The sequence below is a fragment of the Actinoplanes sp. NPDC051475 genome, assembly GCF_040689425.1.
Taxonomy (GTDB): domain Bacteria; phylum Actinomycetota; class Actinomycetes; order Mycobacteriales; family Micromonosporaceae; genus Actinoplanes.
Genome location: NZ_JBFAZZ010000008.1, coordinates 322,426 through 343,491, shown reverse-complemented (window position 1 = coordinate 343,491; position 21,066 = coordinate 322,426). Strand labels below are relative to the sequence as shown.

Genomic DNA, 21,066 nt, shown 5'->3' with positions numbered 1-21,066 from the left:
TCCCACCAGACACAAAAGCATCTGGCCGGGTAAATCATAATTGGCACTGGCTTATCAAGCACCCTGTTGAGTTCTCAAAGAACAACCACACACCGGGAAACTTATCGCCTTGCTCGGCGGCCCGCCCCCGGGGCACTCGTTCAACTTTACTAGGTCCTTCGGGCCCTGTCAACCGGTATCTGCCGGTTCGTGCCGTTCGTTCCTAGCGCACCCTTCGTCCCGGCCCGGGGCGACGTTGCACAGGGCAGCATCGCTACGATCCCGAAGTTCGAAGGATTTGGCAGGACGGCCGGTCGGCGGTCTCCCCGGATCCTGGTTTCCCAGTCCTCCTGGTCGTTCCGCTTGCCTCGCCCGTTTCCCTGCCGGCTCGGAAAACATTACCCGGTCGTCCCCGGAGCGCCAAATCGGCCCCCCGTGTGCCACACCACAGGGGGCTTGAGCTGGACGGATGTCGATCAGGGAGTGGCGATGGAGAGGACGCCGTCCCGGATGCGGGTCCGCAGCGTCGGCTGATCGCCCGCCGCCGGCCCGTGCACGACCAGCCCGTCGCGCAGCCGGAAGGTGCTGCCGTGCCACGGGCAGACCACACAGGCGTTCTGCCCGGAGCCCTCGACCTCGCCCTCGCCCAGCGGCCCGCCCTGGTGCCCGCACTGCTCGACCATGGCCGTCACGTCGTCACCCAGGCGGTACAGCAGAACCCGGACGCCGTCGATTGTGCGTACCGTCGGACGGCCTTCGGGGAGCGAAGCGACCTCCCCCACCTCGGCCCAGTCCTCGGGTAGGCGGAACAGCTCGGGCGAGGCCACGTTCATGCCGGCGCCCTGCTCGTACGAAAGGTGACCGCCCAGATAGGCGCCGCCGCCGGCGACCGACAGACCGGCGTACGCGAGAAGGCGCCCCATCCCGTGACGCCCGGAGAAGCGGGCGGCGAGTGACCCCACATAGAGCCCGATGGCGAGGGCGTTGGCCGACGCGTGCACGAGGCCGACCCGGCGCTGGTCCTTGGCCAGCGACGACCAGTCGACCCAGCCCGCGGCGATGGCCGGTGCCGTCGCGGCCGTTCCGACCGCGATCAGCGTGGTCGCGGCCTTGCGCTGGCCGGGCAGGGCGTCCAGGACGGCGGCGCTCATGAAGGCGCCCACCGGTACCTGGACGAGGACCGGGTGCAGCGGGTGCCCGAGCCAGGTTCCGTGCAGCAGGTCACGCAGCCGCTTGGACTTGGCCACGTTCTGGACGACGCCCTGGAGGCGCTCGCTGACCGGGTCCAGGGCGGTGGCCTTCTCGAGCCGGGAGATCATCTGCCGCAACATGCGAAGGGGGTACCCCGGATGGGCCACCCCCATGCCGGCGCATGAAGCTCGAACCTGACGGGTACTCAGCGGGCTCGCGATATGGGAGGACATATGGGCGCTACGACGCCGGTGGACCGGCTCCGTCCCGGCGATCACGCGTGCCTGACCTTCTCCGATCCGCAGGAGCGGCTCGACATCCTGGCCGCGTTCGTCGCCGCCGGCCGGGACCGGGGCGACAAGGTCGTGTGCTTCACGGACGCGGTGGACGGGTTCGACCCGGGACCTGACGTGAGCGTCGTCCCCGTCGACCGGCTATGGGGCGGGGCCGCGGCACCAGAGGCGGCCACCATGGTTGAGCTGTTGGCGCGCGAGGTTCGGCAGGCTGTGGCCGAGGGCCGCAGCGGGCTACGGATCACGGCCGACATGTGCTGGGCGGCGCGACCGCAGGCCAACGCCGAGCAGCTACTCGTGTTCGAGTCGGAGATCGGCCGCCTGTTCGCTGACGGCCAGCTCACGGCCGTCTGCGAGTACGACCGCGAAAGCTTCGACCCGGTCACGCTCGGCTACGCGGCGCGGGTGCACCGGCGTACGGTCGCGGCGACGGTCTACCACGAGGATGCGGTGCTGCGGATCTGCCGCCAGCACGTGCCGCCGGGCGTACGGGTGGCAGGCGAGCTCGACCACACCCGCGCCGACGTGCTGAGCGACGCCCTTGCCGAGGCCGTACGGCTGGACCCGGACATCCACCTGAACCTGAACCAGCTGCACCTCCTCGACGCGGCCGCCGCGGCGGTGATCCTGCGTACCGCGGCCAACCTTCCGCCCGGCCGGAGGATGGTGGTCGTCTGCGCGGAGCCGATCGAGCGGACCTTGACGACTGCGGGGGCGGCGGACGTCCCGGCACTGCGGATGCTGGTGCGCCATGGTGAGCGCTGACCTGGCCGGCTCGGCCCCGAGCCGCCGCCTTTGGAACAGACCGCCGCGCGCCGCCTCCCGAGACGTTCGCCGCCTCCGGCCCGCCGCACCGCGCTTCCTGCTCGACCAGTCGTTCGAGCGAACCGGCCTCTCCGCCCTCCGCTCGGCGGTGGCCGCCCAAGCCGCCGGCGTGACGGACGAGCAGACCGCCGAGGTGGTGGTGCTCATCGCGCACGAGCTCTCCAGCAACTGCGTCCGGCACGGCGGCGGAACGGGACGACTCCGCCTGTGGGTCGCCGCCGGCAATCTGCACTGCGAGCTCAGCGACGCCGGCCCGGGCATCACCGACCCGGACGACGCGGGCCGTCACCTGCCGACGCCGGCCAGCTCCGGCGGCCGCGGCCTGTGGATCGCCCGGCAGATGTCGGACCTGCACATCTCGACCAGCGCTTCCGGCACGACGGTGACTGCGGTCGTCGCCCTCACGTAGGCGCTCTCGCTCAGAGCTGTCGCATCGCGTCTCCGATCGCGCGGTGGAAGGTCGGGTAGGCCCAGATCGTGGCCTGCAAGGTGGCGATCGGCACGGCTGCCTTGACCGCGACGGACAGGGCGCCCAGCACCTCCCCGCCGGACGGCCCGGCGCTGGTCGCCCCGACCAGCACGCCGCGGGAACGGTCGGCGACCAGTTTGATGAATCCCTCGTTGCCTGGCCCGTGAATGAAACCCCGCGAGGAGGAGGGCAGGCTCGAGAAGCCCACCTGCACGTCGATGCCGGCGTCACGGGCCTGCTTCTCGGTGAGCCCCACCGCGCCGACCTCGGGATCGGTGAAGGTGACCCTGGGTCGCGCGTGGTAGTCCGCGGCGGGCCCGCCCTGGCCGAGGATGTCCCGGACGGCTACGTCGGCCTCGTACATCGCCATGTGGGTGAAGGCGCCGTTGCCGGTCACGTCGCCGACGGCCCAGACCTTGTCGCCCGCGCGCATCCGATCGTCCGTGGTGAGGAACCGTGCCGCCGGGTCCAGTCCGACGTTCTCGAGACCCAGTCCGTCGAGCCGGGCGGCGCGGCCGGTGGCGATGAGCATGCGTTCGCCGGTGACAGTCGAGCCGTCGGACAGCGTGACCGTGAACAGATCACCGGAGTGCTCGACCTGCTGTGCGCGTACCCCCGTAAGGGGTTTGATCCCGTCCTTCGCCAGGGCGGCGGCGACCGTGTCGGAACTCTCCGGCTCCTCCATCGCGAGGATGCGGTCGCTGCCCTCGATGATGGTGACGCCGACCCCGAACCGGGCCATGACCTGGGAGAGCTCCACCCCGATCGCGCCGCCGCCGAGGACGACGAGCGTGCCGGGCAGGGTTTCGGCCTCGACGGCCTCGCGGTTCGTCCAGTACGGCGTGCCGGCCAGTCCGGGGACCGGCGGAACGATCGCGGCGGTCCCGGTCGCGACGACGATGGCCCGGCCGGCCACGAATTCCTGCTCGCCCACCCGCACCCGGCCAGGTCCGGTGATCTCCGCCCGGCCCCGGACGAACCGGCCGCCCTTGCCGACGAACCGATCCACCGCGACCTTGTCGTCCCACGTGTCGGTCGCCTGCTCCCGGATCCGGCGAGCGACCGGCGACCAGTCGGGTTGAACCTGCGATGCTCCGGCCAGGCCCGGGATGCGACGGGCCTCCGCGAGCGCGTTGCCCGCGCGGATCATCATCTTGGTCGGGATGCATCCCCAGTAGGGGCATTCGCCGCCGACCAGCGTGTGCTCCACGCCGACCACCGACAGGCCGGCCTCGGCGAGCCGGCCGGCGGCCTCCTCGCCGCCCACGCCGAGCCCGATGACGACCACGTCGACCTGCTCTGTCTCAGCCATACCGGTCAGCTTTCCACTTTTCCCGGGTACGGTGCGCGACGTGTCGGACGAGCTGTGGATAACCGGGAAGGTCGCCCCCGGGTACGAGCCGGTGCGCGAGGCGTTCGCCCAGCACCCGAGCGGTGGATCGGCATTATGTGTGCTGCGCCACGGCGAGGTGGTGGTGAATCTGTGCGAGGGCTGGCGCGACGCCGGACGCACCCGGCCCTGGGACGCGAACACGCTGGTCAACGTCTACTCGGTCGGCAAGCCGATCATCGCCATGGCGGTTGTGATGCTGGTCGGGCGCGGGCTGGTCGGCCTTGACGATCCGGTTGCCCGGCACTGGCCGGAATTCCGGACCGATGCTTCGGTACGGCAGGTGCTGACGCACACGTCCGGTCTGCCGACGTTTCCGGTTCCCCGGGACTCGTCGGCGTGGACGCACTGGGAGCTGCTCTGCGGCGATCTGGCCGCCGCCGAAGCGGAATGGCCTCCGGGCACGGTGGCGGCGGAACACGCGCTCACTTACGGTCACCTGCTCGGCGAGATCGTGCGGAGGGTGACCGGGCGGGGGCCGGGTGCCTTCGTCGCCGAAGAGATCGCCCGGCCCTGGGGGCTTGATCTCTTCTTCGGCGTGGATCCTGCCGACCTCGAGCGGTGCGCGGAGCTGGAATTCGACCGCCCGGACTGGCCGGAGCGGATGCTCGGCGAGCCGGGTTCGGTGCACGCTCGTGCCGTCACGAATCCGCCCGGCGCCCGCGACCTCGCGGTGATCAACAGCGACCCGTGGCGCACCGCCGTCGTGCCGTCCGTGAACCTGCATTCGACCGCCGAAGGGGTCGCACGCTTCTATGCGGGTCTTCTCGCCGGTGGCGAACTCGGCGGCCACCGCCTGCTCAGCCGGTCGCTGGTCGAGGAACTGACCGCCGCTCAGTTCACCGGCTTGGACCGCTTCATCGGCCGCGAGACCACCTGGGGTCTCGGCGTCCAGCTTGAGAGCGACGGCACCTGGGGCATGGGCGGCCTCGGAGGTAACGCCGGCTGGGCCGACCCTGCACGCGGGCACGCCATCGCCTATGTCACCCGGCAGCTCGGCGAATTCGATCGGGTCAGCGCTATCGACGCCGCGTTCTCGTCGGTCGAACCTCTCAACTAGCCACGCCCGCAACCGATCCTGAACCCCCGCGGAAGAGGAATCACCGAGAAGGGGGCGGTCGTGAGGGGGCGATGGCAGGCCGGGCTGGTGTCTGTCATCCTCGCGACCGCCGCTCTGGCGCTGCCCGCGGCATCGTCCGCGGGCAGCGTCGGCCTCACCGCCGCACCGGTCGGCACCCGGGCGATGTGGCTGTGGGGCGACGACCCCGCCGCCGAGGTGGTGGACTGGGCGACCCGCAAGCACGTCTCCGAAATCTTCGTCTACGTCTCGCCGTCCGTGCTGACCAACGGTGACCTGGCCCGGCTGCAGGAGATGCACGAGCTGGCCGCTCCCCTGAACATCAGGCTGCGAGCGCTCGGCGGCGATCCCACCTGGGTCACCAACCACGCAGCGGCCCTCGCCTGGCAGCGCGCGGTCGTGTCCACCGGGCTGTTCTCCGGGATCCACGCCGACGTCGAGCCCTACCTCTCCTCCGGCTGGACGGCCGACCTGCAGGCCACGCAGAACTCCTACCTGAAGCTGCTGGACAAGATGCGTCTCGCCAGCACGCTGCCCCTCGAGGCCGACGTGCCGTTCTGGTTCGGCGAATACCGGGTCGGGCGCGCGAACTTGGCGGACGAGGTGATGCGGCGCGTCAACGCGGTGACCGTCATGAGCTACCGCGACACCGGCACCGGACCGAACTCCATGCTCGCGATCAGCCAGGATTGGCTGGCGCGCGGCAAGGCGGCGGGCAAGCGGGTGCGGCTCGGCGCGGAGACCGGCCCGCTGACGGACTGCCCGCACTGCACGTTTGCCGAGGAAGGCGAGGCCCGCCTCCAGGAGGCGATGACCGAAGTGGACGCTGCGACCCGCACGGCGGCGGCCTTCGCCGGCATCGCGGTGCACCACTACGGTGCGTGGCAGACGCTGCCGGACTGAGGTTTCCAGGCCAGGATCCGGGGGCAGGTTGTCGCGGGTCCTGCCGGCCTTCAACGGACGAACGCAACGGGTCGGCAGGACCCGCTTTCCACCCGGCGAACCGCGTGGAAACCTCATGGCCGCAACCAGACCGCTTCGTCGCGATGCGACTCCAACGGCGCCGGATAGTCGAGGCCTGCACGCACCGTATCCGGCAAGCGCCATGGTTGGTGCACGGCCTTGCCCGCGATCGACATCAATTCCGGTACGTAACGACGAACGTACACGCCGTCGGGATCGAAGCGCTCGGCCTGGCGGATCGGGTTGAAACGGCGATAGGGCCTGGTGTCGTTGCCGGTGCCCGCCACCCACTGCCAGTTGCCGGAGTTGTTGGCAACGTCGCCGTCGTTCAGCCAGCGGAAGAACCACTTCACACCCTCGCGCCAGTCGAGGCCGAGGTGCTTGGTCAGGAACGCGGCAGTGATCAGCCGCGCCCGGTTGTGCATGTAGCCCTCGGCTCGTAGCTGCCGCATCCCGGCGTCGACCACGGGCACGCCGGTGAGCCCGTCCTGCCAGTGCTGCAGCGCGTCCCGGTCGGGACGCCATTCGCCATCGCCCGCCTTCCGATAAGCCTCGGTCGAGATCTTCGGGAACCCATGGGTGACCTGGTAGTAGAAATCACGCCAGCCGAGCTGGCGGACGAAGGCCGCGGGTCCGGGGCCGTCCAGCACTCGCGCCGCGTTCGCCACGGTCAACGGCGAGAGACAACCGAAGCGAAGGTACGCACTGAGCCGCGAAGTTCCGTCAGCGGCCATGTCGTCGTGCAGGTCGTCGTACGGCCCCACGTGGCGCAGCCAGGTTGTGAGCCGCCGCTGCCCCTCGGTCTCGCCGCCGTCCAGCGCCGCGGGCGACTCCCCCTCCGGAACCACGGGCAGACGGCCGACGTCGAGCTCCTCCGGCAGCCTGATCCTGGCCGGCACCGCCACCTCGTCTCGCCACTTCGCCGACTCCCACGCCCGGTAATAGGGCGAGAAGACCCGGTAATGCCCGCCACCGCCCCCGGGGCTCACGTCCCCCGGCGGCACGACCGTGGTGCCGGGGAAGAGCCGAAGCGATATGCGGTGCCCTTCGCACTCCTGAGCCAAGCGCCGCTCCCGGCGCCGCGCGTAACCGCTGACGTCCTGCGTGAGCGCAATGCCGTCGGCCTCCACCTCGCGGGCCAGCTTCAGCGTCTCGCCCACCGGGTCGCCCTCGCGGAGGACCAGGTCGCCGCCGAGCCGGCGGAGGCTCTCGGCCAGATCGGCCAGGCTCTGGTGCAGGAATCGGGCGCGGTTGGGCGACAGCGCCAGCAGGTGCGGATCCAGGACGAAGAGCGGCACGATCCGCTCGGCGTTGGCACATGCCGCCGCGAGCGCCGGGTTGTCGTGCACCCGCAGGTCGCGGGTGAAGAGGACGATCACCGTACGCATGTCAGCCACGCACCAGAGCCGGCACCGGTGTGCCCGTGCGAGTCAACAGCGATCCGACCGCCACCCAGGCCCGCCGCTGGTTGGACACGGTCGCACGGCGCAGGAAGACGTCGTAGTCGGCGGCGACCACCTCGTCGAGGATGCCCGCGTACAGGCGGTAGGCGGTTCTCATGCAGGCCTGAGAGCCGGGTAGGAGCAACGGGATGCCGGGTGCCGCGGCGGCGTAGTGGTCATCGGCGCGGGCCACTTCCGCCCGGATGAGCGCCTTGATGGCCGGCGTCGAGCGGCCCGTGGCCCGCGCCCGCAGCAGGTCGTCCCGGGTGACGCCGAACTCGGCGAGATGAGCGTCGGGGAGATAGGTGCGCCCCCGGTCGAGGTCTTCGCCGACGTCGCGGATGAAGTTGGTGAGCTGGAAAGCGAGCCCGAGCTGGCGGGCAGGTTCGCGGGCGGCGGCCGGGTCGCTCGAGCCGAGGATCGGCAGCATCATCGTGCCGATGACCGCGGCCGAACCCTCCATGTAGCCGAGGAGGTCGTCGTAGGTCGCGTATGAGGTGACGGTGAGGTCCATCGCCATGCTGCGCAGGAATGCGTCGAAGTCGTCCACGTCCAGGTCGAAGACCGCGATCGTGTGGAGGACGGCCGGCAGCAGCGGATCGTCGACGTGTTCGCCGTGAAGGCCGGCGAGGAAGCGATCGGACCACTGCGTCAGGCGCGCGGCCCGCTCGGCCGGCGGAAGGTCTTCGGTGCGGTCGACGATCTCATCGGCGTAGCGGGTGAACCCGTAGAGAGCGTGGACATGCCGGCGCTTCCAAGCGGGTAGAAGCCGGGTTGCCAGGTAATAGGTGCGGCCGTGGCGCCGATGCAGCTCACGACAGCGCTCGTAGGCCGCTGTCAGATCTGTGCCCACCGAGTCTGTGCCCACCGAGTCTGTGCCCACCGAGTCTGTGCCCACCGAGCCTCCCGAAAGAAAATCGACTCACGAATCGACGCAACACGCAGCCTACGGTAATCTCCTCCCCGTGGCCAACGACATCCTCGTAGGAACCCCCCGCTACGGGGTCCCTTACCAGCCGGTCTCCTCGGAAGGCCTGGTCAACGCCGTCGAGGGGACATTGGCCGAGTTCCTGGCCGGCCAGATCGCCGCCTTCGACGCCGTCGACCCGGCGCTCGGCCGCTTCGCCCGGACCACTCGTGACCTGGTGCTGGCCGGCGGCAAACGACTCAGGCCCACGTTCGCCTATTGGGGCTGGCGGGGCGTGATCGGCAGCCGCGAGCCGGTCGACTCCGTCCTGCCCGCCCTGGCGGCGCTGGAGCTCATGCACACGTTCGCGCTGGTGCACGACGACGTCATGGACGGGTCCGCGACCCGCCGCGGCCGCCCCACCGCCCACCGCCTCTTCGCGGCCGAGCACGCCGGCGCGGGCCGGCTCGGCGACTCCGGCCAGTTCGGTGAGACGTCGGCGATCCTCGTCGGCGACCTCTGTCTCGTCTGGGCCGACCAACTGATCGCACAGACGGCGGTCACCACGGCGACGCTCTTCGGAGTCCGCGCGTGCTATGACCGGATGCGGGTCGAGACAGTCGCGGGGCAGTATCTCGACGTGCTGGGCGAGACACAGCCCCAGGAGTGGTCGCTCGACCGGGCGCTGGTGGTAGCCCGCCACAAGACGGCAAGCTACACGGTGCAGCGTCCACTCCAGTTCGGGCTCGCATTAGCCGGACCGATGCGCGGCGCGGCGCCCGCCATCAACGACGCCTATCAGACCTACGGCCTCGCGATCGGCGAAGCCTTCCAGTTGTGCGACGACCTTCTCGGGGTCTACGGAGACCCGGAGGTCACCGGCAAGCCGGCGAGTGACGACCTGCGCACCGGCAAGCCGACCGCCCTGCTGATGCTGGCCCACCGGCTCGCCACCCCCGCCCAGCGAGCCGAGCTGGCACAGACACCCGCCGGAGCCGTCATCCCCGCCGACGGCTCCGGCGGGCCCTCCCTCCCGGCCGTTCCGTCGCCGGATGGCGGTTCGGAAGACGCCGCGGTTCCGCAGCGCGCGCCCCTGCAACGTGCGCCGTCGGAAGCACAGATCGCCCGGCGGGCGGAAATAATCGCGGAGACCGGGGCGGTGACCGAGGTCGAGGCGATGATCCGGCAACGCGTCGACACGGCCGTCGCCGCACTGAGCAGCGCGCCCATCCACCCCGACGCGCGCGCCGCGCTCACAGACCTGGCGGTCACCGCCACCCACCGGCCAGCATGATGGGAACGCCGACCCGATCGGGCGTACGGGCAACCGCCGCGCGCACGCCACCGATCATGGTCGTGGCGATTCGGCCGCCCCTCGACCGTTTGGAGCTCATGACGTGCGAACAGTGACAGGACCGACCGACCACGTGGTCGTCGTCGGTGCCGGACTGGGCGGCCTGGCCTGCGCTCTCCACCTCGCCGCGGCCGGGCGCCAGGTGACGGTCGTGGAGCGCGAGCCGGTGCCGGGCGGCCGGGCCGGACGCCTCTCCGTCGACGGATACGAGTTCGACACCGGCCCCACCGTGCTCACCATGCCGGAGCTGATCGCCGAGCCGCTCGCCGCGGTGGGCGAGAAGCTGTCCGACTGGTTGGAGCTGATGCCGCTCGACCCGGCGTACCGGGCGTACTACCCCGACGGCTCCACACTGGACGTCCTGACCGACACCGTGCGCATGGCGGGCGAGATCTCCCGGGTCTGCGGGCCTCGCGAGGCCGACGGCTACCTCCGGTTCGTGGACTTCGCCCGCGGGCTGTGGCGGCTCGAACGCGACCACTTCATCGATCGCAACCTCGACAGCCCGGTCGACCTGCTCAACCTCAACCTGGTGAAGCTGCTGGGGATGGGCGGGTTCCGCCGGCTCCAGCCGAAGATCGACAAATACTTCCGTGATCCCCGTACCCAACGGATCTTCTCCTTCCAGGCCATGTACGCGGGCCTGGCGCCGCATGACGCTCTCGCGATCTACGCGGTGATCGCGTATCTCGACTCGGTCGCGGGGGTCTTCTTCCCCCGCGGTGGCATGCATGCCGTGCCGAAGGCGCTGGCCGGTGCCGCGGAGAAGCACGGCGTGCAGTTCCGTTACGAGACCGCGGTCACCAGCGTCGAGACGCGCCACGGCCGTGCGACCGGCGTCATCACCGACACGGGTGAGCGCATCGCCGCCGACGTCGTCGTCCTCAACCCCGACCTGCCCGTCGCCTATCGCGACCTGCTGCCGGCACAGGCGCAACGGCCCCGGAAGCTGCGGTACTCGCCTTCGTGTGTGGTGCTGCACATCGGCTCCGACCGGACCTATTCCAAGATCGCCCACCACAACATCCACTTCGGTGCCTCGTGGCGGGGCACGTTCGACGAGGTCATCCGGCAGGGTCTGCTGATGAGCGACCCGTCACTGCTGGTGACCAACCCCAGCCGCAGCGATCCGAGCGTGGCGCCGCCCGGCCGGCAGACCTACTACGTGCTTGCGCCGACGCCCAACCTCGACGCTGCGCGATTCGACTGGCGAGGCGGACTGGGCCGGCGGTACGCGGACGAGCTGCTGCGCGTGCTGGAGCAGCGCGGATACATCGGGTTCCGGGACGGCGTGGAGGTCGAACGGATCATCACGCCGGACGACTGGGCGGCACAGGGCATGGCCGCCGGCACGCCGTTCGCGTCGTCGCACACATTCGCTCAGACCGGCCCGTTCCGCCCGGGAAACTTGCATCCGTCACTACCCAACGTGGTGTTCACCGGCTCCGGCACGCAGCCCGGCGTGGGGGTTCCGATGGTGTTGATATCGGGAAAGCTGGCGGCTACTCGCATCACCGCAGCAACGGCAGACGGAGAGTTGGTGGGCGGACGCCATGAATGACGCAGAAGGGCACGTCGACATGACCGGGTCTCGCGAAACCCACCTCGTCGAGCTCGTCGACCCCGACGGGCTGGCCGTGGGCAAGGTGACGGTCGACGAGGCCCACCGCGCCCCGGGACTGTTGCACCGCGCCTTCTCCGTGTTCCTGCAGGACTCGTCCGGCCGGGTGCTGCTGCAACAGCGCGCCGCCGTCAAGACCCGCTTCCCCCTACGGTGGGCCAACACCTGCTGCGGCCACCCCATGCCGGGGGAACCCCTCGCCGTCGCCGCGAAGCGTCGCCTGGTCGAAGAGATCGGCGTGGACGGCGTCGAACTCAGCGAGGTGGGGGTGTATTCCTACTACGCGGAAGACCCCGCGACCGGACGCGTGGAGTATGAGTACGACCACGTGCTGGTGGGCCGCCTGGACGCCGACGCGACCCTCCTACCCGACCCGGACGAGGTGGCCGACGTGCGCTGGGTGTCGCTCGACGAGCTCAGGCTCGCCGCCTCCCGAGAACCCCGGGTGTACGCGCCCTGGCTACCCGGCGTCGCCGGCCGCCTCCACGAGCACCTCCACCCCGACGACACAACGGAGCGGTCAGGTGGCCGATGAGGCCCTGACGGCCGGCGCCGTCGCGCGCCGTCTGGGGGTAGCCGTCACCACACTGCGAACGTGGCACCAGCGGTACGGGCTGGGGCCGAGTCACCACGTGCCCGGACAGCACCGCCGGTACACGCCGGAAGACATGGAACGCCTCCAGGTCATGCGCCGCCTCACGGCGCAGGGGGTGGCGCCGGCTGAGGCAGCAGCTTGGGCGCGGCGGGTTCCCATGCCGATCGACGTGGCTCGGCCTTCGGCTGCGGCCGAGCCCGCATCCGGCGAGTCCTCGACGGGCGGTGAACCGCCGGGCCGCGGCGGGTCGATCGGTGCGGACCAGAGGCACGCGACCGGCGGGGAACGTGCCAGTGACGCAGCCGCCGAACCACGCGACGGTGATGCGGGGACCCGGCTCGGCGGGCATCACACGAACGAGCGGGACGCCGATCCCGACGCCAGCCCGGGCACTGGGTCTGGGTCTGGGTCTGGGTCTAGCGCTGGCCCCGGCGGCCAGGGCGAGGCGGGACTTGGCCGCCAGGCCGCCTCCGGACGCGGGATGGCGATCGACTCCGCCTGGCCCGAGGTCACGGGCCGCCTCCGGGTGACCATGCGGGACGGTGGCGGGCACACCATCCGTACCGGCAGGGCTGGACCCGCCGCCCGGGGCCTGGCCCGCGCCGCCATGCGGCTCGACGGGCCGGCGCTGCGCGATCTCCTCGAGATGACCGTGGTCAGCCGCGGCGTCGTCGGCGCTTGGGACGAAGTGATCATGCCCGTGCTGATCGGCATCGGCGACCGGTACGAGGCCACCAGGCGCTTCATCGAGGTCGAGCACCTGATCTCGCGGAGTGTGACGGAGGTGCTGGGCTCGGTGCCCCGGCCGCCGAGCAGCCGCACCCCCCGGATTCTGCTCGCCGCGGCCGACGAGGAACAGCACACTCTTCCCCTCGAGGCACTCGCGGCTGCGCTGGCCGAAGCCGGAGTGCCCAGCCGACTGCTCGGCGCGCGGGTGCCGCCTCAGGCCTTGAACGATGCGGTTGCGCGTACGGGACCGATCGCGGTGGTGCTGTGGTCGCAGCTGCCGGAAACCGGGGATCCGGGGCAGTGGGTGCGGTTGCTGTCCTCCGGGCACGGGCTGTTGCTCGCCGGGGCGGCCGGGCCGGGGTGGCCCGTCGAGGGCCTGCCGGAGGGAGTCGTGCGGATCGGCAGCCTGCGCGAGGCGGTCCGGCTGGTGACGATGGCAGTCGCCCCGGACGGGACCGACGCGGCGGAAGCAGAACAAGCACGTCGTCGCCGCTGAGCCATCCTTGCTCGTCACTGTCAGCGCGTGACCCGAGCGCGGCACCTGGCAGTCGCGAGCGCGCAAAGGCGACGCGACCTCGCCGATAACCCCGCGGGCGTGCGGCACTGGCAGCCGCGAGCGGCGCGAAGGCGACGCGAGCCTGCCGATAGGCCCCATCGCCGATAACCGCCTCGAGTCGCGTCGGACGGGACCGCGGGTGGGAGCTCTTGCGGCTGCTGGGATGCGTCGTTGACGACGCGGCCGGCATGGGAAGCGGGGAGTGGCGCTCGGCACACCTCTACCCCCGACCGCCTCGGTCGGCGCTCGTTTTTGCTGGTCACAGCGACGACCCGGCGAAGGGGATACCGGTTTGGATGAGGGGCACGGCATCACGTATGCTTTCCAAGCCTCAAGCGGGGCCGGTTGGGGCCCACACCGCAGGAATTGTGAATGTGCAATGATGGCGGAGTTGCCCTCATCGTCTAGTGGCCTAGGACGCCGCCCTTTCAAGGCGGTAGCACGGGTTCGAATCCCGTTGGGGGTACGGACCACCTCGGTCAGAGCACGTGGTAAGAATGAGCACCATCAGCAAGGTCCTGTGGAGCAGTTGGAGTGCTCGCCGCCCTGTCAAGGCGGAGGTCGCGGGTTCAAGTCCCGTCAGGACCGCCAGCGCCCAGTCGCGTGGAGTTTCACGCGGCACGGCCAGGTAGCTCAGTTGGTACGAGCGTCCGACTGAAAATCGGAAGGTCGGCGGTTCGACCCCGCCCCTGGCCACCAAGCCTCTCGCCGGGCTTTGAGCACCGCCCACCTGCGGAAACGCACGGTGGGCGTTCTGCTGTCCGGTCACCTTGGGATCGCTGATCTCAGTTCTCAGTCGATCCCCGGGCCAGCTCAATCAGCGGGGGCGCACAACGCCGTACGGCCCCCAGGCGCCCGCGCGCACTGCACATTGGTCGGCAACTGGGCTCGAAGGCATTGCGGCCGGCGGGCGCAGTGTCGGCTACGCCGAGCGAGGCGGCAGCCCGCTATCACAGGACGTCCAGCACGTCGGCCATCACCGCGGTAAGGCTGGGCACCTGCTTCTGCAGGGCCTTCTGCCCGCCGCCAGGGTTCACCATGACCATGACGTACGCGTTGCCGGAGTGCGTCGCTATGCCGTACTCACCCTCGTCGAACCAGGCGAAGCCGCCGTTGTCGCCGGACGCCGGCACGGTGACGAAGTCCGCGGAGAACCCCGACGAGGAGACCTGTTCCGCGTCGGCGAGCGCCGTGGCTTGAGCTGTGCCGCTCTGACCACGAAACGCCCGCACGTCGACCTCGATGCCCGGCTGAGCAGACCCCGGCTTCGAGTATTGGCAGATGACATAGTCCATCTGCGCGCCCGGCACGAGTCGGTTCAGTGTCCGTTGCTCGCTGGGACCTGTCTGGCCCTGACGCCTTTCGCCCTTCGCTTCGATGCCGAACGGCGGAGCGGACAGGCTGGGGCAGCCGTCGGCGAAGATCTGGTCAGCCGGATTCGATGCCGCTGACGACGCTGTGGCCGCCTTCGCCTTCGGAGTGCAGCCGGCAACCGCCATCAGCAGTACCCCCCGCGACCCAGGCCCATCGCAATCCGGAACCCACCGTGACTCCCCGTTCCCGTGCCCCAGCGAGCCTGAACGATACGGCCTTCTATGGCTTCAGGTCGATCGACGCCCGGAAGGAGCCGTCCATCTCGAACGGCACCGACAGATGCTCATGCGTCACCACCCACCGCCCCTCCCGCTTGCACAGCCCCAAAGTCGCCCGGAACCACAGACTGAAACTCTCCGCCTGCCCCACCGGCGTAGCCGTCAGGCAGTTGAGGCTGGTGCAGTACGCGACGTCCCCGCCCCCCGTAACGGCAAGCTCCGTGACCTCCATGTTGATCGGCCCTTCGAACGTCCCCAACCATGCCGTGACCCCCTCCGTCGTACTGGCCGACTGCCGGAGCGGCGGAGCCAGCGTGTATTCGACGATGTCGGGGGCGTTGTGCTGCAGCATCGCTGCGGCGTCCTTTGCCGCCACGGCGGCCGCGCGTTCCAGGACGATGGTGCGGATCTCTTCCATGGGTCCTCCTCGGGAGTGCTGTCATCCAGGATGTCGAAGCCGGCGTCCGGGTTTCGACGTCTCGGTGAAAGATGGCGGAAAGCCGAGGAGGCGTCATGAAGTACCTGATCCTGATTCAGTCGAACGAACGGTCGCTCGCCGTGTGGGAGACCCTCACCGATCAGCAGCGCACGGACTTCGGGGTGGGGCATCTCAAGCTCACCGAGGAGATGGCCGAGGCCGGGGTGCATGTCGCCTCCGAGGGCCTTGCCGATCCTTCGCTCGCCCGGTGGGTTTCGGTGCGGGACGGGCGTACGGTCGCCTCCGATGGGCCGTTCGCCGAGGTCAAGGAGCATCTGGCCGGGTTCTATCTGATCGACTGCGCCGATCTGGACGAGGCTGTCGCGTGGGCCGCCAAGGTGCCCGATGCCGCGTACACGCAGGTGGAGGTGCGGCCCGTGCTCGACATGAGCGGGTGGGAGTTCTGATCGAGGATCTGCTGCGGGACTGTGCGCCGCAGGTGCTGGCTGCTGTCGTACGGCGGTACGGGGACTTCGACACGTGTGAGGACGCCGTGCAGGAGGCCCTGCTCGCCGCCGCCCAGCAGTGGCCGATCGACGGGGTGCCCGAGCGGCCGAAGAACTGGCTGATCACCGTTGCGGCGCGGCGGCGGATCGAGTTGTTGCGGAACGAGGCTGCGCGGCGGCGGCGGGAGGATGCCGTTCGGTACGAGCCACCCGCGGCGCTCGTGTCGTCCGTCGACGACTCGCTGACGCTGCTGCTGTTGTGCTGCCATCCGGCGCTGACCACCGCGTCGCAGGTGGCGCTGACGTTGCGGGCCGTGGGCGGGCTCACCACCGGCGAGATCGCCCGGGCGTTGCTCGTGCCGGAGGCCACCGTCGGGCAGCGGATCAGCCGGGCCAAGCAGCGGATCCGGGACGCGGGGGCCACGTTCCGCCTCCCGCCGCCGGAGGAGCTCGAGGCGCGGCTGGTCGCCGTACGGCAGGTGCTGTATCTGATTTTCAACGAGGGGTACACCGCCAGCTCCGGCGTGCGGCTGCAGCGGGTGGAGCTGACCGCTGAGGCCGTACGGCTGACCCGGCAGTTGCGGGCCCGGCTGCCCGACGACGGTGAGACAGCCGGGCTGCTGGCGTTGATGCTTCTGACGGACGCGCGGCGGCCGGCGCGGACCCGGGCCGATGGTGCCCTGGTGCCGCTCGCCGAGCAGGACCGGTCGTTGTGGGACGGCGCCGCGATCGCCGAGGGCGTCTCGCTGATCACGGGGACGCTGGCGCGGGCGCCGATCGGGCCGTACCAGATTCAGGCCGCCATCGCGGCGATCCATGACGAGGCCGCGCATGCCGGCGACACCGACTGGCCGCAGATCCTCCGCCTGTACGGGATCCTCGACGCCCTCGCCCCGGGGCCGATGGTGACGCTCAACCGGCTCGTCGCGGTCGCCGAGGTGCACGGGCCCGGGGCGGCGCTGGAGCAGCTCGCGGAGGTGGACGGCGAGCCGGCGCTGCGCGGGCATCACCGGGTGGCGGCCGTGCGTGCCCACCTGTTGGAAAAGTCCGGCGATCGGCCCGCGGCCCGCACCGCCTACCTGGAGGCGGCCCGCCGCACCCTGAGTGCACCCGAGCAGCGCTATCTGACGGCGCGAGCCACCGCTCTGGGCTGATGCCGGGTCGGACTCGCTGTCCTCCGCACCGGCCGCACCCGCTGGTCTGCTGGTCACATGCACCTCGTTCACAACTCACGGCTACCGGGTGGAAATCGTGTCCCGGCGGCAGCGGCCGATCTTTCAGACGTCTGAGCAAATGGCGATCGGGGGGTACGTCGTGGGGATTTCCGAGCAGGGTTGGGCCGGTGCACGCCGGCTGGGTATCAAGACCATGACCGGTGTGCTCGCCGCGGGCCTCGTGGTGGGCCTCGGTGCACCCCAGGTCGCCTCCGCCGACGCGCCCGCTCCCGCCGTGGTGCAGGGTGCGGCACCGAGGATCCAGGCGTTCGAGGCCACCCGCGTCATGCCGCTGGGCGACTCGATCACCCGGGGCACCGGCTCCCCGACCCGCAGCTCCTACCGGATGGCCCTCTCGGAGCGCCTGCTCAAGGGCGGGTTGGAGATCAACTACGTCGGGTCGCAGAGCGACGGCACCGGTTCGGACATCAATCACGAGGGGCACGGCGGCTGGACCATCGACGAGCTCTCCTCGGAGCTGGACGGCTGGCTGGACACGTACCGTCCGGACGTCGTCCTGGTGCACGCCGGCACGAACAACATCACCCAGGGCGACAGCCCCGCCGCGACGGCCCGCAAGCTGTCGGCGATGATCGACCAGATCCGCGCGGCGCGGCCGGACGCATACATCCTCGTTGCCAAGATCGTCAGGTCGCGGGTGCCGCGGGAGGCCGCCCGGGACCGGGCCTACAACCGGCAAATCCCCAAGCTGGTCGCGCAGAAGGACGATGCCCGGATCACGGTGGTCGACCAGTCCTCGGTCTCCGGCATCGACCTGCACGACCTGCACCACCCGAACGACTTCGGCTACTCGAAGATGGCCTGGAACTGGTACCGGGGCATGGCGCGGGTGTTCGGCACCTCCGGCGACACCGGCCCCAACCCGTACCGGGCGCGGAACGCGGTCCGCTGCCTGGCCACCAAGGTGACCGTCGACGGCGAGCAGCACCACCGCACCGAGTGCCGCACCTGGACGCTGCGTACCGCGACGGTGAAGGTCAACGGCGTCAACCGCCGGGTCCGTGCCTGGCAGACGCTGCGGGAATACAAGGAGACCTATCAGGTACGGGTGAACGGCAAGGTCGAGACCCGCACCCGCGTCGTCCAGCGCTGGACCGGCGCCGGCAACCTGCTGAACATCTAGCCGTTCGCCGCCATCTCGAGGACCCCGGACACGTCGAGCACCCGGTGGACGATCCCGCGCGCGTTGGTGACGGACAGCTTCACGCCGGCCGCGCGCGCGGCGACGTATCCCTCGATCAGCGCGCCCAAGGCCTCGCTGTCCAGGAACTGGACCTGGTCGAAGTCGACGACGATCCCCCCGGCGCCGTCCTCCTCGATCGCCTCCGCCAGGACCGACTGCAGATCGTCCCGGGCGTTGATGTCGAAGTCACCGGACAGCCGGACGACACCCGGCTCCCGGGTGATCGTGTAGTAGGCGTCGGTCATCGACGTGATCATAGGTCAGCCCGGTACGGGAAACTCAGCCCAGACGTGTTTGGTGTTGCCCTGCACGTACCAGCCCATCTCCAGCGAGAACTTCTGCGCCAGCAGTAGCCCCAGGCCGCCCTGGCCGAGCGGCCGCTTCGCGGCGTACTCGGGCACCGAGTCGGGCGAGTGGTCGCAGACGTCGAGGTAGAAGTGGTCGCCGGCCCGCCCGAGCCGGACGATCGTCGGCGGCAGCCCGTGCCGCAGCGCGTTGGTGGCCAGTTCGGTCGCGACCAGGACGACCTTCTCGGGCACCTCGTCCAGGGCGGCGCCGTCGGCGAGCACCTCACCGGTGATGGCCTTGTGCAGGGACGCCCTCAGGATCTTCAGCTGCCGCGGACTGTCCAGCGCCCACTGTTGCAGCTCGGTCATGCTCGGCGGGCTCTGCGCGCTGATGGAGGCCATGCAGGACTTATGCCCGCCGGGTCCGCCGATCATGTGTGCCGGTCGGACAGTTTGACCTTTCTTGCACGGACCTAGCGCAACCGCCGTGTCTTCCGTACCTCTATCCGGGAACCAAGTTCGCGGGAGGAACCGACGGTGAAATTCAAGAACGCGGAGGAGCAGGCCGCCTGGACGCTCGCCGAGGCGCTCAGCGAGAAGGGGATGGGGTGCATGCGGGAGGCCGAGCAGGCCGCCGAGAACTTCCGCGCCGGCAAGATGCAGATGCGGCGTAACTTCAAGGCCCGGGGCCTGTCCGACGTGGACGCCGACATCCGCTGGTCGGGGATGACGCAGGCCAAGAAGGCGCTCGCCGACAACGGCTGGTACATGGCGCAGGCGACCATGTACAACGAGGCGGCCGCCGCGCAGTACGCGAAGGCGCTCTACCTCAAGAATTGCGTAGGCCCCTAGCGCCACCCAGGTCCGCGGCACGACCGGCCGCATAGCCGTCGTGGCGGCCGGTCCCCGCCAGCCGGCGCGGGCCGAGGCGGGTCAGCCTCGGGTACGTCTCGTCGCGCCGGCGCTCGACCAGCTCGGTGCGGTCCACCAGGACGAGGGCCGCACCCGGGGCGGCGGCGGCCGCTTCCTGCTCCGCCGCGGTGAGGCGCGCCCGGATCGCCTCGGTGAAGCCGACCAGCCAGGAGCGGCGGAACGCGGCCGGGTGGTCGTAGCTCGGCACGGCGACGGCGGCCAGGCCGTGCGCCGCCTGGATCAGCAGCGAGGTGAAGAGCAGCTCCACGCGTTCCAGGTCGGCGCCGTGCCCGAAGAGATGCACTCGGGCCGTGCCACGCCGGTCGAGGTGCACGGCCTTGCAGCGCAGAGCGATGGCGACAGCTCCGAGCAACGCGGCCTTGTCGCGGGAGTACGGCGGTTCGACCGTCAGCACCCGATCGCCGACCGGGTCGAGGGCCGGGTCGGCGCCGGCGAGCAGCGCCTGGTCGATGCCGTACTTGGCGATGAGCTCCGCGGCCTTGGCCATGAACGCCTCGGCCTCGGGCGGCGTACAGGCGGGATCTTCGGCCTTGGCGAGCAACTTCCGAACGCGCGCGAGAAGCGGATCCTCGGTCATGCTGAGCTGGCAAGGGCATGTCCTCCTGGCCCTTGCTTCGCTGCGGTGCAGTCGGTCATGCCGCTCTGTGTCGAAGAGTGGCGACGGTAGAGCCGGCGAGCGCGAGCAGGCAGTCCGGGAGCTGGCCGTCGGCGATGGCGGCGCCGAACAGCGCCTCGCCGGTCGGGATGTCGCCGTTCACGTACGCGCTCACGAACCGGGCCACCCAGCGCTTGTCGTACCGCGCGTCGTCGATCCCGGGGAAGTCGAGGGTCCACGCGCCGCCGGTGGGCACGTTCTGTCCCACCATCGTCGCGGCGAGGCACCAGGCCACGTCGTACGCCCCCACGACGCCCGAGCGGTCCACCACCGCGTCGAACGTGCCGACCACAGCGTCGCTGTCGCCGCTGAGCGCGCAGTGCAACACCTGCGCCGCGTCGTCCAGTGCGTGCTGTGGTACGTCGGTCACGTCAAGAAAGGTACGCGGATTCGTCAACCGACGCCGCTCAAGCGCCCCGCAGCAGGCACGTGAGCCGCGCGGTGCAGACCCGGTCGCCGTCGTGGTCGGTGATGACGACCTCGTAGGTGACCGCCGTGCGGCCGCGGTGCACCGGGGTGGCGACGCCGGTGACGACGCCGGACCGGACGGCCTTGTGATGGGTGGCATTGATGTCCACCCCCACGGCGAACGGGCGGTCGACGGTCGCGCCGTGCATCACCGCACCGACGGAACCGAGGGTCTCCGCGAGCACGCACGAGGCCCCGCCGTGCAACAGCCCGTACGGCTGGGTGTTGCCCTCCACGGGCATCGTGGCGACCACACGTTCCGGGGTCGCCTCGGTGATCTGAATGCCCATCCGCTCGCCGAGGGCGCCCGCGCCCCCGCTGCCGAGAAGGGCCTGCATGCCGTCCGCCGCTGTGCTCACGTCGGGCAACGTTACCGGGGGGTTGACCGGGGCCCTAC

At 70.4% G+C, this 21,066-nt stretch carries 23 protein-coding genes, 3 tRNA genes and 1 pseudogene; 16 read left to right on the top strand and 11 right to left on the bottom strand.

The window, feature by feature from the left end; all coding sequences use genetic code 11:
* Window positions 1–455: 455 nt before the first annotated feature.
* Complete coding sequence (locus AB0368_RS19245) at window positions 456–1,310, bottom strand: Rieske (2Fe-2S) protein (protein ID WP_366155215.1); 855 nt, start codon at window positions 1,308–1,310, stop codon at window positions 456–458.
* A gap of 93 nt (window positions 1,311–1,403) precedes the next feature.
* Here AB0368_RS19245 and AB0368_RS19240 point away from each other — a divergent pair, with 93 nt between their 5' ends.
* Together AB0368_RS19240 and AB0368_RS19235 are read left to right on the top strand one after the other, a co-directional pair.
* On the top strand, window positions 1,404–2,228 hold the full coding sequence (locus AB0368_RS19240) for an MEDS domain-containing protein (RefSeq protein ID WP_366155214.1): 825 nt from the start codon (window positions 1,404–1,406) through the stop codon (window positions 2,226–2,228).
* Window positions 2,215–2,697 (top strand): ATP-binding protein, encoded by a 483-nt coding sequence (locus tag AB0368_RS19235; protein WP_366155213.1) that lies wholly within the window; start codon window positions 2,215–2,217, stop codon window positions 2,695–2,697. The genes AB0368_RS19240 and AB0368_RS19235 overlap by 14 nt, the downstream gene beginning before the upstream one ends.
* A gap of 10 nt (window positions 2,698–2,707) precedes the next feature.
* On the opposite strand, the gene AB0368_RS19230 is transcribed toward AB0368_RS19235, so the two are convergent.
* Window positions 2,708–4,069 carry an NAD(P)/FAD-dependent oxidoreductase gene (locus AB0368_RS19230; protein ID WP_366155212.1) on the bottom strand — a complete coding sequence of 454 codons (1,362 nt, stop codon included), beginning with the start codon at window positions 4,067–4,069 and terminating at the stop codon, window positions 2,708–2,710.
* Window positions 4,070–4,109: 40 nt separating this feature from the next.
* On the opposite strand from AB0368_RS19230, the gene AB0368_RS19225 reads away from it, so the two are divergent.
* Together AB0368_RS19225 and AB0368_RS19220 are read left to right on the top strand one after the other, a co-directional pair.
* A complete protein-coding gene (locus AB0368_RS19225) occupies window positions 4,110–5,207 on the top strand; it encodes a serine hydrolase domain-containing protein (RefSeq protein WP_366155211.1) in 1,098 nt (365 codons plus the stop codon).
* Window positions 5,208–5,267: 60 nt separating this feature from the next.
* Window positions 5,268–6,128, top strand: a complete 861-nt coding sequence (locus tag AB0368_RS19220) for a hypothetical protein (RefSeq protein WP_366155210.1) — start codon at window positions 5,268–5,270, stop codon at window positions 6,126–6,128.
* Between the two features lie 113 nt (window positions 6,129–6,241).
* On the opposite strand, the gene AB0368_RS19215 is transcribed toward AB0368_RS19220, so the two are convergent.
* Window positions 6,242–7,576, bottom strand: coding sequence for a deoxyribodipyrimidine photo-lyase (locus AB0368_RS19215; RefSeq protein WP_366155241.1), 1,335 nt, complete (start codon window positions 7,574–7,576; stop codon window positions 6,242–6,244).
* 1 nt (window position 7,577) lies between these two features.
* Window positions 7,578–8,483 (bottom strand): phytoene/squalene synthase family protein, encoded by a 906-nt coding sequence (locus AB0368_RS19210; RefSeq protein ID WP_366155240.1) that lies wholly within the window; start codon window positions 8,481–8,483, stop codon window positions 7,578–7,580.
* Between the two features lie 124 nt (window positions 8,484–8,607).
* On the opposite strand from AB0368_RS19210, the gene AB0368_RS19205 reads away from it, so the two are divergent.
* From AB0368_RS19205 to AB0368_RS19170, 8 genes and pseudogenes are all read left to right on the top strand, one after another.
* Entirely contained in the window at window positions 8,608–9,831 is a 1,224-nt protein-coding gene (locus AB0368_RS19205; RefSeq protein WP_366155239.1) for a polyprenyl synthetase family protein, read from the top strand.
* 103 nt (window positions 9,832–9,934) lie between these two features.
* The gene (gene crtI / locus AB0368_RS19200) at window positions 9,935–11,452 is read left to right on the top strand and encodes a phytoene desaturase family protein (protein ID WP_366155209.1); all 1,518 of its coding nucleotides are present in this window, start codon (window positions 9,935–9,937) and stop codon (window positions 11,450–11,452) included.
* Window positions 11,453–11,471: 19 nt separating this feature from the next.
* Complete coding sequence (idi, locus tag AB0368_RS19195) at window positions 11,472–12,047, top strand: isopentenyl-diphosphate Delta-isomerase (RefSeq protein WP_366155238.1); 576 nt, start codon at window positions 11,472–11,474, stop codon at window positions 12,045–12,047.
* A pseudogene (locus tag AB0368_RS19190) lies at window positions 12,037–12,264 on the top strand (MerR family transcriptional regulator); the annotation flags it as partial. The gene idi and the pseudogene AB0368_RS19190, both read left to right, overlap by 11 nt.
* Before the next feature lie 324 nt (window positions 12,265–12,588).
* A complete protein-coding gene (locus AB0368_RS19185; protein WP_366155237.1) occupies window positions 12,589–13,332 on the top strand; it encodes a B12-binding domain-containing protein in 744 nt (247 codons plus the stop codon).
* Window positions 13,333–13,785: 453 nt separating this feature from the next.
* Window positions 13,786–13,858, top strand: a tRNA-Glu gene (locus AB0368_RS19180).
* Window positions 13,859–13,906: 48 nt separating this feature from the next.
* Window positions 13,907–13,983 (top strand) — tRNA-Asp (locus tag AB0368_RS19175).
* A 31-nt stretch (window positions 13,984–14,014) separates the two neighbouring features.
* Window positions 14,015–14,091: transfer RNA gene (locus AB0368_RS19170), tRNA-Phe, on the top strand.
* A gap of 251 nt (window positions 14,092–14,342) precedes the next feature.
* Here AB0368_RS19170 and AB0368_RS19165 read toward each other — a convergent pair.
* Window positions 14,343–14,891 (bottom strand): hypothetical protein, encoded by a 549-nt coding sequence (locus AB0368_RS19165; RefSeq protein WP_366155208.1) that lies wholly within the window; start codon window positions 14,889–14,891, stop codon window positions 14,343–14,345.
* Between the two features lie 94 nt (window positions 14,892–14,985).
* Window positions 14,986–15,402, bottom strand: a complete 417-nt coding sequence (locus AB0368_RS19160; RefSeq protein ID WP_366155207.1) for a nuclear transport factor 2 family protein — start codon at window positions 15,400–15,402, stop codon at window positions 14,986–14,988.
* 95 nt (window positions 15,403–15,497) lie between these two features.
* On the opposite strand from AB0368_RS19160, the gene AB0368_RS19155 reads away from it, so the two are divergent.
* From AB0368_RS19155 to AB0368_RS19145, 3 genes are all read left to right on the top strand, one after another.
* On the top strand, window positions 15,498–15,869 hold the full coding sequence (locus AB0368_RS19155; protein WP_366155206.1) for a YciI family protein: 372 nt from the start codon (window positions 15,498–15,500) through the stop codon (window positions 15,867–15,869).
* Window positions 15,857–17,062: a DUF6596 domain-containing protein gene (locus AB0368_RS19150; protein ID WP_366155205.1), complete on the top strand. Its 1,206-nt coding sequence runs from the start codon at window positions 15,857–15,859 to the stop codon at window positions 17,060–17,062. Before AB0368_RS19155 ends, AB0368_RS19150 begins: the two co-directional genes overlap by 13 nt.
* Window positions 17,063–17,222: 160 nt before the next feature.
* Window positions 17,223–18,266: an SGNH/GDSL hydrolase family protein gene (locus AB0368_RS19145; protein WP_366155204.1), complete on the top strand. Its 1,044-nt coding sequence runs from the start codon at window positions 17,223–17,225 to the stop codon at window positions 18,264–18,266.
* Here the strand turns inward: AB0368_RS19145 and AB0368_RS19140 are convergent.
* Together AB0368_RS19140 and AB0368_RS19135 are read right to left on the bottom strand one after the other, a co-directional pair.
* Window positions 18,263–18,571, bottom strand: a complete 309-nt coding sequence (locus AB0368_RS19140; protein ID WP_366155203.1) for an STAS domain-containing protein — start codon at window positions 18,569–18,571, stop codon at window positions 18,263–18,265. The two genes, AB0368_RS19145 and AB0368_RS19140, sit on opposite strands and share 4 nt — an antisense overlap.
* Before the next feature lie 15 nt (window positions 18,572–18,586).
* A complete protein-coding gene (locus AB0368_RS19135; RefSeq protein ID WP_366155202.1) occupies window positions 18,587–19,015 on the bottom strand; it encodes an ATP-binding protein in 429 nt (142 codons plus the stop codon).
* A 135-nt stretch (window positions 19,016–19,150) separates the two neighbouring features.
* On the opposite strand from AB0368_RS19135, the gene AB0368_RS19130 reads away from it, so the two are divergent.
* Window positions 19,151–19,465 carry a hypothetical protein gene (locus AB0368_RS19130; RefSeq protein ID WP_366155201.1) on the top strand — a complete coding sequence of 105 codons (315 nt, stop codon included), beginning with the start codon at window positions 19,151–19,153 and terminating at the stop codon, window positions 19,463–19,465.
* On the opposite strand, the gene AB0368_RS19125 is transcribed toward AB0368_RS19130, so the two are convergent.
* From AB0368_RS19125 to AB0368_RS19115, 3 genes are read right to left on the bottom strand one after another with little or no spacing between them, the layout of a single operon-like run.
* A complete protein-coding gene (locus AB0368_RS19125) occupies window positions 19,443–20,123 on the bottom strand; it encodes a DUF2786 domain-containing protein (protein WP_366155200.1) in 681 nt (226 codons plus the stop codon). The genes AB0368_RS19130 and AB0368_RS19125 overlap by 23 nt on opposite strands.
* 55 nt (window positions 20,124–20,178) lie before the next feature.
* On the bottom strand, window positions 20,179–20,571 hold the full coding sequence (locus AB0368_RS19120) for a hypothetical protein (RefSeq protein WP_366155199.1): 393 nt from the start codon (window positions 20,569–20,571) through the stop codon (window positions 20,179–20,181).
* Window positions 20,572–20,608: 37 nt separating this feature from the next.
* On the bottom strand, window positions 20,609–21,007 hold the full coding sequence (locus AB0368_RS19115; protein ID WP_366155236.1) for a hotdog fold thioesterase: 399 nt from the start codon (window positions 21,005–21,007) through the stop codon (window positions 20,609–20,611).
* Between the last annotated feature and the right edge of the window lie 59 nt (window positions 21,008–21,066).

Excerpts from the sequence above, each read along its gene's own strand:
- AB0368_RS19215 (WP_366155241.1), bottom strand. The coding sequence starts at position 7,576 with ATGCGTACGGTGATCGTCCTCTTCACCCGCGACCTGCGGGTGCACGAC.
- AB0368_RS19135 (WP_366155202.1), bottom strand. The coding sequence starts at position 19,015 with ATGGCCTCCATCAGCGCGCAGAGCCCGCCGAGCATGACCGAGCTGCAA.
- AB0368_RS19165 (WP_366155208.1), bottom strand. The coding sequence starts at position 14,891 with ATGGCGGTTGCCGGCTGCACTCCGAAGGCGAAGGCGGCCACAGCGTCG.
- AB0368_RS19245 (WP_366155215.1), bottom strand. The coding sequence starts at position 1,310 with ATGTTGCGGCAGATGATCTCCCGGCTCGAGAAGGCCACCGCCCTGGAC.
- AB0368_RS19125 (WP_366155200.1), bottom strand. The coding sequence starts at position 20,123 with ATGACCGAGGATCCGCTTCTCGCGCGCGTTCGGAAGTTGCTCGCCAAG.
- AB0368_RS19230 (WP_366155212.1), bottom strand. The coding sequence starts at position 4,069 with ATGGCTGAGACAGAGCAGGTCGACGTGGTCGTCATCGGGCTCGGCGTG.
- AB0368_RS19185 (WP_366155237.1), top strand. The coding sequence starts at position 12,589 with ATGGCGATCGACTCCGCCTGGCCCGAGGTCACGGGCCGCCTCCGGGTG.
- AB0368_RS19115 (WP_366155236.1), bottom strand. The coding sequence starts at position 21,007 with ATGCAGGCCCTTCTCGGCAGCGGGGGCGCGGGCGCCCTCGGCGAGCGG.
- AB0368_RS19235 (WP_366155213.1), top strand. The coding sequence starts at position 2,215 with ATGGTGAGCGCTGACCTGGCCGGCTCGGCCCCGAGCCGCCGCCTTTGG.
- AB0368_RS19155 (WP_366155206.1), top strand. The coding sequence starts at position 15,498 with ATGAAGTACCTGATCCTGATTCAGTCGAACGAACGGTCGCTCGCCGTG.
- AB0368_RS19140 (WP_366155203.1), bottom strand. The coding sequence starts at position 18,571 with ATGACCGACGCCTACTACACGATCACCCGGGAGCCGGGTGTCGTCCGG.
- AB0368_RS19240 (WP_366155214.1), top strand. The coding sequence starts at position 1,404 with ATGGGCGCTACGACGCCGGTGGACCGGCTCCGTCCCGGCGATCACGCG.
- AB0368_RS19160 (WP_366155207.1), bottom strand. The coding sequence starts at position 15,402 with ATGGAAGAGATCCGCACCATCGTCCTGGAACGCGCGGCCGCCGTGGCG.
- idi (WP_366155238.1), top strand. The coding sequence starts at position 11,472 with ATGACCGGGTCTCGCGAAACCCACCTCGTCGAGCTCGTCGACCCCGAC.